We start from the raw sequence: 14,241 nt of genomic DNA on the forward strand, positions 1-14,241 counted from the left end.
AGATGAAGTGTTACGAATGTTACACATAGGAACCATTACGAGCATTTCGGGAACTAAGCCAACGATACCATGATTATGAAAGAAGGTTGATGTTATGGAATTGTGGTTTACAGAGAAGCAAACGCCTACCTTTGGCATTACGGCAAAAATCCGCGAAACATTCGTGGAGGAGCAAACGCCGTTTCAGCATTTAGCGATGTTGGATACCGAAGAATTTGGACGGATGCTCGTATTGGATGGCATGGTTATGACGACGATCAAAGACGAGTTCGTATACCATGAGATGGTGGCACACCCGGCCCTTGTAACTCATCCGAATCCGAAAAAAGTACTTGTCGTCGGCGGCGGCGACGGCGGAGTTATCCGCGAAATCATGAAGCACCCTGGAGTAGAGAAGGCAGTTCTCGTTGAAATCGACGGCAAAGTCATCGAATACTCCAAGCAGTACTTGCCTGAAATTGCGGGCGAACTGGACAACCCGCGTGTAGAAGTTGTCGTGAATGATGGATACATGCATATTTTGAACAGCAAAAATGAATACGACGTTATTATGGTCGACTCCACAGAGCCGGTAGGCCCTGCGGCACCGTTGTTCGAACGCGGCTTCTACCAAGGCATCTATGATGCTTTGAAGGAAGATGGCCTGTTCGTAGCGCAGACGGATAACCCTTGGTTCAAGGCGGACTTGATCCAGCAGGTGAACCGTGACGTGAAGGAAATCTTCCCGATCGTACGCGTGTACGGTGCGAATATTCCGACCTATCCAAGCGGTCTCTGGACGTTCACAATGGGCAGCAAGCAGCACGATCCGCTGCAAGTGGACGAAGCACAGATTCCAGAAATGGAGACGAAGTACTACTCTTCTCGTCTGCACAAAGCAGCCTTCTGTCTGCCTAAATTTGTAGAGGATCTGTGCAAATAAGATAGCGCAGGAAGAAGGAGGAGCGTAGACAATGAAAATAGATCAAAAATATTCGGGCAATGTGTTCATTTGCAGCTCTGATGATTACGAAGGAGCAAAGGCCGTCATTTATGGCATGCCAATGGATTACACGGTGTCCTTCCGCCCAGGATCGCGCTTCGGCCCAGGCCGTATCCGCGAAGCATCGGTAGGCTTGGAAGAGTACAGCCCGTATCTCGATAGAAGCATTGAGGAATTGAATTACTTCGATGCAGGCGACTTGCTGCTGCCATTCGGCAATGCGGCGAAGAGCCTGGATATCATCGGGGAATTCGTAGGCAAGCTGCTGGGCGATGGGAAGTTCCCAATCGGCCTTGGCGGGGAGCACCTAGTGACATGGCCTATCCTGCAAGAGGTGTACAAGAACTACCCTGATCTCGCTATTATTCATATTGATGCGCACGCTGACTTGCGGGAGCAGTATGAGGGTGAGCCTTTGTCTCACTCCACACCAATTCGCAAGGCTGCTGAGATGATCGGCGGCAAGAACGTGTACCAGTTCGGTATCCGCTCTGGTTCGCGTGAAGAGTGGACGTATGCTCGCGAGAACATCAATTTCTTCCCGTTCGAAGTAGCTGAGCCTCTGAAGAAGGTTCTGCCTGAGCTGGCTGGCCGTCCGGTCTATGTCACTATCGATATTGACGTGCTTGATCCAAGCTGCGCACCTGGCACAGGAACGGCAGAAGCGGGCGGCATTACGTCGAAGGAGTTGCTTGAAGCGGTTCATTCGATTGCCCGTTCGGAAGCCAATGTTATTGGATGTGACTTGGTGGAAGTTGCGCCAATCTACGATCCAACCGAGCAAACGCCGATTACGGCGAGCAAAATCATTCGTGAGATGCTGCTCGGGTTCGTAAAGTAATGTAGGTCTGGAAAAAGAAGCATTGTCCGAGCGCACAGAATCTGCATGCAGCAGAGGAAGTGCGCTTGTTTTTGTAAGAAGCAGCAAAAGGGCAGGGCTTAGACATGCGTTACGGTCCCCTTTAAAATATAGAGAAAGGGAGGATGAGAATGAGTAAGATGAAGATTTTACTTATTTCGATCACAACCGTATTCATTATTATCATCGTTGCATTAGGATTCATAGGGAATCATTTTTACAACATAGCGCTTAATCCGGAGACGGAGCGTCCGTTCCTCGACAACAATCCGGATCTTGATCGTGCGGTTCCGACGATGCAAGTAGATGGACAGGAGACGCAAGGAAATGAGGTGGCAAAAGAATGGATCGAAACGAAGCATCACGACGAGGTCACGTTAGCTTCTTTCGATGGTTTGAAGCTGCAGGGCTATGAGTATCGGCAAGAGAATCCCACGAATAGGTGGGCCATTGTCGTTCATGGCTATACGAGCTCCGGTAAGCAGATGTCGTATGCGGTCAAGAGATTCTATGATAAAGGCTATCATGTACTGCTCGTCGACTTACGAGGACATGGAAAGAGCGAGGGCTCCTATATTGGAATGGGCTGGCATGATCGACTAGACATGATGGGTTGGATTCGCCATATCGTCGAAGCTAACCCCGAGTCTCAAATTGCCCTGTATGGGGTCTCCATGGGAGGAGCGACGGTTATGATGACCTCGGGAGAAGAACTTCCTGCGAATGTCAAGGTGATTGTCGAGGACTGTGGGTACACGTCGGCTTACGATGAATTCAGCTACCAATTGAAACGGCTATTTCATTTGCCTGCCTTCCCGATTATGACGGCTTCCAATGTGGTCGCCAATATTAGAGCCGGTTATGACTTGCAGGAAGCCTCTGCCTTGAAGCAAGTAGCAAAGAGCAAGACTCCTATTCTATTCATTCACGGGGATTCCGACATGTTCGTTCCATATGAAATGGTTCATGAGTTATATGATGCGGCAAATGTCGAGAAGGATCTGCTGGTGATCAAGGGTGCAGGACACGGCGGCGCTCATCTTGCTGGAGCGGTATATTGGAATAAAGTATGGGAATTCACAGATAAGTTTATGGCGTCCTAACGAAATGACACAATGAACAGAAGCCCTGCCGCCTCAAAAGGCTGCAGGGCTTTCGTGTGCAACAACTGTTAAGATAAGAGGAACTTCCAAGCTAACCAGCATATCCCCACTCCGACCCACGAGATGAAGCCAAAGATAACGACGATCTTGTTCTCACTCCAACCGTATTTGAGCGAGTAATGATAGTGGATGGGCGCCATTCGGAACATTCTCAGCTTCGTTCTGCGGTAGTACCATACTTGTAGAATAACAGACAGTTGTTCTGCCAAGTAGACGAAGAAGAGAACCGGAATCAGGATCTCTACCTTCTCGAGAACCGCAAGGAATGACAGGGAGCCGCCGATGGCGAGCGATCCGGTATCCCCCATGAATGCACGCGCAGGATAAATATTATAAATGAACAGCCCAAGCAGACAGGCAATCATGATGAGCGAGAACATCTTCACTTCCATATGATCGGATATGAGGAAGAAGAAGAAATAAGTCGGGATCGACACATTGATAAGCAACCCATCCAGACCATCTGTAAAGTTAATCGCATTTGCCGAACCTACCACGAACAGTACCATAATTGGCACATACACGAGTAGAGGAAGATCGAGCGTTAGCCCGCCCCCAAGCACAATGGTCGTACTGACGTCAAAATGCTGAATGAGCACGTACAACAGAACTCCGGTAAAGGAGAATTGGAAGACAAGCTTTGCTTTGCCCGATATCCCGGAGGGATCCTGAAATACGGCCTTCTTCAAGTCATCCATTAGACCAACGGAACCGAATAGCAGAAACGTCGCTGCCAGAAACATCGTCATTGGCGATGGGTGATAGGAGACAGAGGTAATTACACCGATAATCAGGATAAGGCCGGCCATCAGCGGTGTGCCGCGCTTAGCTTGATGATCAGGCGGAAGCTCAGCTCGAATCGGCTGCGTCAGCTTCAGTGTCCGCAATCCCCAGATGAGCAATGGGGTCAATGCGGCAACGAGCAGGAAAGATACACTCGAAATGCCTAATAAGGAAGGGTTCACAGACATTCACCTATTTGTATGTATTTTGTATAGCTGAGTACAGTTTATTATAATTCAAGCCAATGGACAAATATTCCTTTTGTATCGGTGTGAAAACAGCAAATGCCAGCATCATTACGAATGCCGGCATCTGTATAAATGAATGACAAATAGACTGCACCAGGCCGTCCCTGATTCGGCTTACAAGGAACATGCCACAATATTGCCCTGATGAAGGACAGCTTGTCGATGTAGGCGCCTTGCGACAGCTTCAGCTGTGCAGCTTGCATCGACAAGCACAGCATACGCCGCATCGCCAACTTGTGGCGACTGGCGTACGCCTTCTTGACTTGGTTGGCACGTCGGGTCACTCCTCTAATAAATGGATTGTGCGTTGCGGTTCCTTCATAATAAACACTGGATTTCTCTATCAACAAGATTAGCATGAGAGAAGATGGGAGAAAAATAGATAAAGCATAGATCATATCGTGAAAAAGGAGCTGTCGAGGACAGCTCCCGTTCTATTCCGTATCGTTAGATTGCAGAGGTTCCTATACGTCTACGGTGGTTGCGATGTGCGTTTCGTTTTGTGTTTCGAATCATCATATAAATGCATAGCCCGAACAGCGGAGCGATGACCACAATGGTCGTCATGCCGACTGTAAAGAAGACAGATTGTTCAATGCGGATGCTGTCGATAACAACCCATACTGACGAAGCTAGGTGGAGTACGAGCGTTATCAGGAGCAGCCAGTCGCTATGGTTCGTTAACCAAGTTAGAAGTACCGTCCATTCCACCATAAATCGCCCCCATATTCCTCGAAATAATGACATAAGCTGAGCAATTATGCAGCAGCGGACAATCGAGGAATCATTTACTACTATCATTATAATTGAGGGAAGATTCGAATTTCCACGTCTTTCTTGAGGTATAACCTTACAAATTCGTAAGTTATCGTATTATGCCATAGATTGTCGATTAATTGTCCCTGCTATGCTTAGCTGTATCCCTAGGGCGCAAATAGGAAAAGGAGGTTGCAAAAGGCGGGCGTATACCGGATAATTTAGAAATCAGACTTTGGAGAATGGAGCTTGACAATGACGGAGCATCAGAGGGAAGCGGCTGATAGATTGCCGGTTCTTATCACGATTGACAGCCGACAAGATGATGAACGGGTCACGGAGCACGTACGGGGCGATTTATATCGGAAGGGTTCACATTTCTATATTCGCTATACCGAGACTCAGTCCCAGCCGGAGCGGGTGAAGCGACGAAGTGATTCTGCCGAAGATGCGAGCCGTACACAGGTTACACTGAAGGTGAGTGAGAACCAGGTGAAGCTAACGCGTAGAGGACAGGTTGAAGCAGAGCAGACATTTGCTCTTGGAGCGAGACAGAATGGTTACTATCGTTCATCTGCGATTCGCTTTCCTCTAACAACAGCGACATCGAAGCTGTCTTGGGACAAGCCTTGGCCGTTCGAAGGGCCGCTACAATTCGACGAATTGCGGATAGCGTGGTCGTATCAATTATATATAGAAGAACGCTGCACGGGGAAATTCAATATTCAATTACGTATTACACCCGCCTGAAACAGGCATGAACGATAAGATGCAGGAGGAACGAGACATATGAGCAGTGTAATGGAACGAGTAAACAATCAAGTGAAGCAAGCAATTGAGGATGCAATCGTACAGGCAGGTCTTGTAGCGCGCGAGGATATTCCTGCGTTCGTTATTGAGGTGCCGAAGGATAAGACGCACGGTGATCTGGCATCCAATGCAGCGATGCAGTTGACGCGCATTGCGAAGCGCAATCCACGCCAAATTGCTGAAGCGATCATCGAGAACCTGAACAAAGAAGCGGCTTCCATTGAAAGCGCAGAGATCGCTGGACCTGGATTTATTAATTTCCGTGTGAACAAGAGCTATCTTTACGACATCTTGCACGAAGTGAATGAAAAAGGCAGCGACTACGGACGGATTGCGGCTGGCAGCGGTCAACGCGTACAGGTGGAGTTCGTATCTGCGAACCCTACAGGAAGCCTTCATCTTGGACACGCACGTGGTGCGGCTGTCGGCGATGCATTGTGCAACCTGCTTGATTACGCGGGTTATGAAGTAACGCGCGAATATTATATTAATGATGCAGGGAACCAAGTGAACAATCTTGCGAAATCGATTGAATGCCGCTATAAGCAAGCATTGGGACAGGATGCAGAAATGCCTGAAGATGGATATCATGGTGTAGATATTAAGGGATTTGCGGAAGAGCTTGTTCAAGCAGAGGGCGAACGTCTGCTGTCCTTGTCTGAGGAAGAGCGCGAGCGTTATTTCCGTACTTACGGTCTCTCGAAGGAATTGGATAAAATCAAGCGCGACTTGAATCGCTTCCGTGTTCCGTTCGACGTATGGTTCAGCGAGACATCGCTCTACGAGAACAATGAAGTAACGAAGGCGCTGGATGCGCTTCGTGCAAGCGGACATGTATTCGAGCATGAAGGTGCAACATGGCTGCGCACAACGACATTCGGCGATGACAAGGATCGCGTATTGGTGAAGAATGATGGTTCTTACACGTACCTGACTCCAGATATTTCGTATCATATGGATAAATACGGCCGTGGCTTTGACAAAATGATTAACATTTGGGGTGCTGACCACCATGGATACATCCCACGTATGAAAGCGGCTATGGAAGCACTCGGTAATGATCCAGATAAGCTGGTCGTGTTGATTGCGCAAATGGTTAGCTTGTTCCAAGATGGCGAGAAAGTGAAAATGTCCAAGCGTACGGGGAAAGCCGTAACCATGGAAGATTTGATGGATGAAGTGGGCGTTGATGCAATCCGTTACTTCTTCACAATGCGTTCGATGGATTCCCACCTTGACTTTGATATGGACTTGGCGATCTCCACATCCAATGAGAACCCTGTCTATTACGTACAGTATGCGCATGCGCGTATTTGCAGCATTTACCGTCAGGCGGAAGAACAAGGGGTTGCGTTGCAGCCGTTGAATGAGCTGAATTTGGCGAAGCTGACGGCAGAGCATGAATTCGACCTGCTTCGCAAGCTGGGTGAGCTTCCAGAAGAGATTGCGGTTGCTGCCCGCGACTATGCGCCACATCGTTTGATTCGTTATGTGTACGAGCTGGCATCGCTCTTCCACAGCTACTACAGAGCAGAGCGTGTCATTACAGAGGATGCAGAGCAGACACAAGCCCGTCTAGCATTGCTCGGCGCTGTTCGTACAACAATTGCGAACGTACTTCGTCTGGTTGGCGTATCTGCTCCAGAACAGATGTAAGACAGCGCCTAACGAGAGTTACAATGTTCATTGCCTAATATAGAGCGTCCTGTGAGCTGAAACTAGCTTGCAGGACGCTTTTCTTGTTCCCACAATAGTTAGTTGTTCGGTAGAATAAGAACAAGAACCATCGAGAGGATCGAGCTAGAGAGAAAGTAGGTGACGGGATGCTGTATTTGCTTCCGCTGATGATCGAGCGGGTAGGCGTATTACTGATCATCGCATTTGTGCTGTCGCGTATGAAGTCATTTCGACATATTGTTCATAATGAACACGGTACAGCTGAGAAATGGCTGCTGATCTTCGTGTTCGGCGCGTTTGGGGTAATCAGCAACTATACTGGTGTGCAAATTCATAATAGCTCGGTATATTCACAAGCTTGGCATATGGATATAGAGACGGGAAGTGCCATTGCGAATACACGCATTATGGGTGTTGTCATTGGAGGACTGCTTGGCGGTCCATTTGTCGGAACAGGTGTTGGGTTAATTGCGGGCTTGCATCGCCTATCGCTTGGTGGCTATACCGCTGCTGCTTGTGGGATATCGACGATAATGGCCGGTATTATCACTGGGCTCGTTGGAAAGCGCTTTCGTATGATTCAAGGCAAGCATGCTGCATGGCATGCAGCGTTGATCGGCATAGGGATGGAGTGTGCGCAGATGGGCACCATCTTGCTCGTAGCGGAACCTTGGAGCTCTGCTTGGGAACTCGTCAAGCTGATTAGTGTGCCGATGGTCGCGGTCAATGGATTCGGCATTCTATTATTCATGCTGATTATTCAATCCATCTATGAGGAAGAGGAGCGCTCTCGGGCGCTGTTGACCCATAACGCTCTTCATATCGCCGATCAGACCTTGCCGTTTTTCCGTCAAGGGTTAAATAGCGATTCATGCCGAGAAGCGGCGTTGATCATATGGAAAGGTACGAATGCTGACGCGATCTCCATTACAGATGAGCATCACATTCTTGCGCACGTGGGCGCGGGGGACGACCATCATGTGCCGTTGAATGGAATATCCACGCAGTTGACGAAGCAAGTGCTGGAGGAGGGCATTGTTCATAAGGCATCCTCACGAGAAGAGATTCAGTGTTTCGAGCCGAGTTGTCCTTTGCAAGCTGCATACGTATTACCACTTAAGGTGCATGACCGTACGGTGGGCACATTGAAGCTGTACTTCAAGCAGCCCTCACGGCTGGATCGAGTAGAACGAGAGCTTGCAGAGGGTCTTGGCAAGCTGTTCTCCACCCAGTTGGAATTGGCGGAAGCAGAACGGCAGAGTCGGCTGCTAAAAGATGCGGAGATCAAGGCGCTGCAAGCTCAGGTTCACCCGCACTTTCTATTTAATGCCTTCAATACCATATCCGTTCTCTGCCGCACCGATTCGGAGAAGGCGCGCAAATTGCTGCAGCAGCTCAGTGTGTTTTTCCGCAGCAATCTGCAGGGCGCACGTAAGATGCTTATCCCGCTGCACAAGGAATTAGAGCATGTGGAAGCGTATTTGTCATTGGAACAGGCGAGATTCCCCGGCAAATATGTCGTAGAGACGGACATTGACGGTTCTCTTATGGACGTACTAATACCGCCATTCACGCTTCAGCCACTGGTGGAGAATGCGATTCGGCATGCCTTCTCCAAGGGATTTACTTTGTCGCAAGGAATAGTATCGATTCGGGCGCAGGTGAATGGAGCTAGCGTGACGATTACGACCAAGGATAATGGGAAGGGCATAGCACCAGAGTCCATGGCCGCGCTTGGCAATGAGGCGGTTCCGTCTGCAGAAGGAACAGGCACAGCGCTGTGCAATATTGTGAAGCGAATAGAAGAACTGTATGGAAGCAGGGGCTCGATTCAAATCGATAGTACACATAGAGAAGGGACATCGGTCACGATTACGTTGCCGATTCATTATAGCGAACGGGGGGACATCGATGTTGAAAGTATTTATCGTGGATGATGAGCCGCTAGCGCGTGACGAACTCTGTTATCTGCTTCGCCGCACGAAACGGGTTGACGTTGTAGGAGAGGCAGAATCGATGGAAGAGGCGTTGAAGCGCATAGGGGCGCTGCGTCCGGACGTCGTATTTCTCGATATTCAACTTGCCGAAGCGAGTGGGTTGGAGGCAGCAGAACGGTTGGGCGCGTTGGATGAGCCACCTGCGATTGTATTCGCAACGGCGTATGATGAATATGCGCTGCGTGCTTTCGAGTTGAACGCTGCTGACTATATTCTAAAGCCGTTCGATGAGCAGCGCATTCAGCTAACCGTCGAGAAGCTGGAGAAGCAGGGCTCGCGTTCAGTTACATTGATGCAGAATGAGGTAATATCACATTCCCGGCCTACCCCGACAGAACGGGTAGAGCGGCTTGCCATTACGACGGTGGATGAGCGCATTGTTGTTCTGCATGTGGATCGCATCGTGTACATCGGGTTTGAAGAGGGAAAGACAGTCGTCGCAACTACAGAACAGCGCTATCGTGTAGGAGAACCACTTAGTGTACTGGAGCGGAAGCTGATTCACCCATCCATTATTCGTGTGCATCGGGCCTACTTGGTGAATGTGGATCGCATTGTAGAGATTGAGCCATGGTTCCACTCCACATGCCAACTGAAGATGCAGGACGGATCCAGCTTGCCTGTGAGTCGTACCTATATGAAGGAACTTAAGCAGCTTCTAGGATTTTAAAATAATGGCGTTCACTAATCATCCAATCAATTTTGGTATGAGATGGAGAAGAGGCGAATAAGGATAGAAGAGAGGATTGAAATCGTTTGCATTTCAATCCTTTTTTTGTGCACTTCATCATGGACATGCGGCATTCTGCTTTGAAAACAGGGTAATGCTGTTTTCATAAGGTAAGATAACAGCAACAGCTCGAAAGGAGTGGACGATCATGAATGCGGTTTCAATAGTGATTGGTTCGATTTGCATCTTGATGATCACCTATCGCCTCTACGGAACATTTATGGCAAACAAAGTGTTAAAGCTAGACGATTCCAAGCCTACTCCGGCGCACGAATTAAATGACGGCAAGGATTATGTGCCGACGAATAAATGGGTGACCTTCGGTCATCACTTCGCAGCCATTGCTGCGGCAGGGCCGTTAGTTGGTCCGATATTAGCTGCCCAGTTCGGTTATCTGCCAGGGCTGCTCTGGTTGTTGATCGGTGCCGTTATCGGCGGTGCTGTACATGATGCGGTTGTATTGTTCGCTTCCATGCGCAAGCAAGGCAAGTCGCTCTCTGAGGTAGCGAAGGATGAGCTAGGGCCAGTGGCAGGCTTCTGTACGGGCCTAGCGATGCTGTTCATTATTACGATTACGATGGCGGGTCTGTCGATGGTAGTTCTCCATGCGCTTGAACACAATCCATGGGGAACCTTCTCGGTAGGCATCACGATCCCGATTGCCATGATGGTTGGGATTTGGTACAAGAAGACAGGCAATTTGAAGCTTGCCTCTACCGTTGGTTTTGTACTTTTGATGGTCGGTGTATTTATGGGTCCCTACATTCAAGGTACCGCGCTTGGCCAATGGTTGACCTTTGATATGAAGACGCTGGCAATTATTTTGCCGATATATGCATTCTTTGCGGCAGCACTGCCTGTATGGCTTCTCCTTGCACCGCGCGACTACTTGAGCAGCTTTATGAAGATCGGAGTATTCATTGCTCTTATCGTTGGTGTGTTCATTATCAATCCTGATATTCCATTCCCTGCCGTAACTGAATTCATCAACGGCGGAGGCCCAATACTGGCAGGCCCAGTATGGCCGTTCATCTCGATCACGATAGCTTGTGGAGCAATCTCTGGCTTCCACGCCTTCGTAGGATCGGGTACGACACCGAAAATGCTGGATCGCTGGAGCGATATTAAAGTCGTTGGCTTCGGCGCGATGCTGGTTGAATGCGTTGTAGGGATTATGGCACTTATAGCGGCAACTGCCTTGCAGCCTGCTGATTACTTCGCAATTAACTCAACGCCAGAAGCGTTTAAGACGCTGGGCATGAATGTGGTTCATTTGCCGGATCTCGCGCGAGAGATCGGTTTGAACTTGGAAGGCCGCACGGGTGGAGCTGTAACACTCGCAGTTGGCATGACGTACATTTTCACGAAGTTCCCATGGTTCGAATCGCTTTCGTCGTACTTCTTCCAATTTGTTATCATGTTCGAGGCGGTATTCGTCCTGACCGCAATTGATGCGGGAACACGTGTGGCGCGATACATTATCCAAGACTTCTTCGGAGAAGTGTATAAGCCATTGAAACGAGTAGATTGGGTACCTGGCTCCATCTTTGCTAGTGCGCTTGCTTGCTTCTTGTGGGGATACCTGCTCTTCTCTGGCGATATTGGATCGGTATGGGCGCTGTTCGGGGTATCGAACCAGATGATGGCTTCCATCGGTCTTATCATCGGTGCTACGGTTATTATGAAGATTGCAGATAAGCGCTGGTATGCACTTACTTGTCTTGTGCCGCTCGCTTACTTGTTCGTAACCGTTAACTATGCGGGAATATGGATGATATCCAATGTGTACTTGAATCCAACTAATAAGGGCTACAGCATTCTGAATGCATCGTTGTCAATGATTATGATGGTGCTCGGAGTCATCATCCTCATCTCTGCAATCAAGAAGTGGACAGAGTTGTGGAACACGCCTCGAACGAAGCTAGATCCGGTAATGGCCTCCTAGACCACAGCACAACTACATGAATGAACTTCAAGGACAGTCGACTTGCTCGGCTGCCCTTGTTTTGTTTCCATCCATTCTCGTGTTTGTTCCCGTTCGGATCTCGTCAGCGTTCTGCTTCCTTAAGGAGGCGCATGACATCGATTTCTCCTAAACTACGAGAAGTAGTATTCCGGCTTCGCATCGGACTTGCCGATCGTCGCAGCAAGGTTTTGATTTCACCAGGCTTGAGACCAGGCTTCATGGCAAGCAGCAGAGCAATAGCGCCACTTACATGTGAGGTGGCCATTGAGGTGCCGCTCATTTCATGATATTTGCCCTTGATCCAAGCAGATACAATTTTATCGCCGGGTGCATAGATGTCGACGTAACGGCCGCGGTTGCTGAAGGAGGCAATTTTCCGAATTCGATCAGTAGCTCCAACCGAGATCGTCTGCAAGTAACGGGCGGGGTAATCAATAGACTTCCGCTTCGCATCATTGCCAGAGGAGGCGACAACGGTTACGCCAGCATTATATGCGTTCGTGACAGCAGTGAGCAGCGACTTGCTGCGGGTCTTCATGCCGAAGCTCATATTAATGATATTCATACCATGGCGGACACACCAATCAATGCCTTGGATAATATCAGATACGAAGGCTGCTCCATTTTCATCGAATGCTTTAACGGGATGAATAATGGCGCGAGGAGCCACTCCGATAATGCCGTACATTTGATTGGCAGCGGCGATCGTACCTGCGATATGGGTGCCGTGGCCATTGTCGTCATGTGGGGGCAAACCGCGCTGGATCAGATTAATGCCGCGGGTGAGCGAGTGCCGAAGGTCAGGATGGTGGAAATCAGCCCCGGTATCAATGACACCAATATGAACACGATAACCGGTAGTCGTGCTCCAAGCTTGGGGCGCTTTGATGTGCTTAACCCCCCAAGGAATGCCGCGCTCCCAATTGACAGGACGCTGGGATACGGCGTGCATCGAGAGATGAATATCTTCTTCTACAATAACATCATAAGCGGTCGATAGCAGGGTGGAATCGAAGTCCGTTCTGGCCGGATATACCCAGCCATCAATGAGTGGAACCTTGCGAATATCAGCAAGCTCAGATCTGCTTGCTTCGAGTTCATGCAGCACCTCGGAACATTGTTCATACTGTTCATGGGTGCGGAAGCGGATGAGCAGTTGTCGTTCGCAGGGCTTAGTGGTACTGAGCCCTTGAATAAGTAACTGGAGTAAGCCCGTAATATCCAATGTCGAGTCCCTCCCGACAGTTCCTTTGTAACGGTTGTTCAAAAAGCGTACATATGATAATCAAGTGAACCCGAACGAATGTGGATCGGTTGAAGCGTCTTTTTGAACAGACAATTTTACATATCGTATGCATCAGACCCCGGCGTGGACTGGGGTAGATGCCTTTTTTGCGAAAGATAGGCCTTCCACCGTGTCAAAAGACTTCCACGGACATAGTATGAAGAAGAGCCGACGAAGGGCTTAGCACACCCGATACGGGGCGTGAGCCTTCATCGGGTGCGGATACAGTCGAACGCGAAGGGATTCCCTTCGCGTTTCTATTTTTTGTCCGACTTGTGGCATTTCCTCGTCTATAGGAAGAAAACTTGCATTTTCACTTGAGATCGGGTTTACTTATGTGTGAACATGGATAAGTGAATGCAATTTGAACTTTTTAGAGAGAGAGGATGTGTCCGAATGAGCACACCGCTGGATTTGAAATTAGACCCTGAAAAAGTGCAAGAAATACCGATGGTGGATCTTGCCTTCATGGTACTGAAAGCTGCCAACACGCCTTTCTATTACCGCGATCTCATGAATGAAGTCGCTAAGCTGCGGGGTCTGAACGAAGAGCAAATTAACGATGTCATTGCGCAGTTATATACGGAAATTAACATTGACGGTCGTTTTGCTTGTGTTGGCCAGAACCTGTGGGGATTGAAGCGCTGGTATCCGGTTGACCGTTCTGAAGAGGCGATGACCGGGGGTACACCTCGTCCACGCATCATTAACGATGACGACGATGATGATTACTCTGATGATGACGACAGCTTCAACAATGATGAAGAAGAAGACTTCGACTTCGTCGATGAAGATGGCGAAGAGGAAGAGGAGATCTTCGAGGATGAAGATTCTGATGTAGAAGATGATGTTGACATCGAAGAGGAAATCGATGAAGAAGATGCGGATCTGAACGAAGAAGAAAACGATGACTTCGAAGAAGAGGATGACCGGGAAGAGAATATGTAAGATCCTCTTCAGGATTTGATTTTGCATTTTAGAATGC

Annotated in this window: 13 protein-coding genes; 9 read left to right on the forward strand and 4 right to left on the reverse strand. The window is 48.9% G+C overall.

Annotated elements, in window-relative coordinates:
• Positions 1-94: 94 nt before the first annotated feature.
• The 3 genes from speE to RQP50_RS28065 all read left to right on the forward strand — a co-directional run bounded on the left by speE (position 95) and on the right by RQP50_RS28065 (position 2,944).
• Complete coding sequence (speE, locus tag RQP50_RS28055; RefSeq protein ID WP_315747416.1) at positions 95-922, forward strand: polyamine aminopropyltransferase; 828 nt, start codon at positions 95-97, stop codon at positions 920-922.
• A gap of 31 nt (positions 923-953) precedes the next feature.
• On the forward strand, positions 954-1,823 hold the full coding sequence (gene speB, locus RQP50_RS28060; RefSeq protein ID WP_315747417.1) for an agmatinase: 870 nt from the start codon (positions 954-956) through the stop codon (positions 1,821-1,823).
• A gap of 158 nt (positions 1,824-1,981) precedes the next feature.
• Positions 1,982-2,944: an alpha/beta hydrolase gene (locus tag RQP50_RS28065; protein ID WP_072731873.1), complete on the forward strand. Its 963-nt coding sequence runs from the start codon at positions 1,982-1,984 to the stop codon at positions 2,942-2,944.
• A 68-nt stretch (positions 2,945-3,012) separates the two neighbouring features.
• Here RQP50_RS28065 and mraY read toward each other — a convergent pair whose 3' ends face one another.
• From mraY to RQP50_RS28080, 3 genes are all read right to left on the reverse strand, one after another.
• A complete protein-coding gene (mraY, locus tag RQP50_RS28070) occupies positions 3,013-3,969 on the reverse strand; it encodes a phospho-N-acetylmuramoyl-pentapeptide-transferase (RefSeq protein ID WP_315747418.1) in 957 nt (318 codons plus the stop codon).
• A gap of 47 nt (positions 3,970-4,016) precedes the next feature.
• Positions 4,017-4,319 carry a hypothetical protein gene (locus RQP50_RS28075; protein WP_315747419.1) on the reverse strand — a complete coding sequence of 101 codons (303 nt, stop codon included), beginning with the start codon at positions 4,317-4,319 and terminating at the stop codon, positions 4,017-4,019.
• Between the two features lie 163 nt (positions 4,320-4,482).
• On the reverse strand, positions 4,483-4,749 hold the full coding sequence (locus RQP50_RS28080) for a hypothetical protein (protein WP_315747420.1): 267 nt from the start codon (positions 4,747-4,749) through the stop codon (positions 4,483-4,485).
• Positions 4,750-5,046: 297 nt separating this feature from the next.
• Between RQP50_RS28080 and RQP50_RS28085 the strand changes: the two genes are divergently transcribed.
• The 5 genes from RQP50_RS28085 (at position 5,047) to cstA (ending at position 11,950) form a co-directional block, all read left to right on the forward strand.
• On the forward strand, positions 5,047-5,541 hold the full coding sequence (locus RQP50_RS28085; protein ID WP_065292895.1) for a DUF1934 domain-containing protein: 495 nt from the start codon (positions 5,047-5,049) through the stop codon (positions 5,539-5,541).
• 39 nt (positions 5,542-5,580) lie between these two features.
• Complete coding sequence (argS, locus tag RQP50_RS28090) at positions 5,581-7,257, forward strand: arginine--tRNA ligase (RefSeq protein WP_072731848.1); 1,677 nt, start codon at positions 5,581-5,583, stop codon at positions 7,255-7,257.
• 167 nt (positions 7,258-7,424) lie between these two features.
• Positions 7,425-9,215 carry a sensor histidine kinase gene (locus RQP50_RS28095; protein ID WP_315747421.1) on the forward strand — a complete coding sequence of 597 codons (1,791 nt, stop codon included), beginning with the start codon at positions 7,425-7,427 and terminating at the stop codon, positions 9,213-9,215.
• On the forward strand, positions 9,190-9,945 hold the full coding sequence (locus RQP50_RS28100; RefSeq protein ID WP_315747422.1) for a LytR/AlgR family response regulator transcription factor: 756 nt from the start codon (positions 9,190-9,192) through the stop codon (positions 9,943-9,945). Before RQP50_RS28095 ends, RQP50_RS28100 begins: the two co-directional genes overlap by 26 nt.
• A gap of 208 nt (positions 9,946-10,153) precedes the next feature.
• Positions 10,154-11,950 (forward strand): carbon starvation protein CstA, encoded by a 1,797-nt coding sequence (gene cstA / locus RQP50_RS28105; RefSeq protein WP_072731853.1) that lies wholly within the window; start codon positions 10,154-10,156, stop codon positions 11,948-11,950.
• Between the two features lie 103 nt (positions 11,951-12,053).
• Here cstA and RQP50_RS28110 read toward each other — a convergent pair whose 3' ends face one another.
• Positions 12,054-13,196, reverse strand: coding sequence for a S8 family peptidase (locus RQP50_RS28110; RefSeq protein WP_028532432.1), 1,143 nt, complete (start codon positions 13,194-13,196; stop codon positions 12,054-12,056).
• A 456-nt stretch (positions 13,197-13,652) separates the two neighbouring features.
• On the opposite strand from RQP50_RS28110, the gene rpoE reads away from it, so the two are divergent.
• Entirely contained in the window at positions 13,653-14,204 is a 552-nt protein-coding gene (gene rpoE, locus RQP50_RS28115) for a DNA-directed RNA polymerase subunit delta (protein WP_315747423.1), read from the forward strand.
• Positions 14,205-14,241: the final 37 nt, after the last annotated feature.

The organism is Paenibacillus suaedae, assembly GCF_032337355.1.
Lineage (GTDB): Bacteria > Bacillota > Bacilli > Paenibacillales > Paenibacillaceae > Paenibacillus_B > Paenibacillus_B suaedae.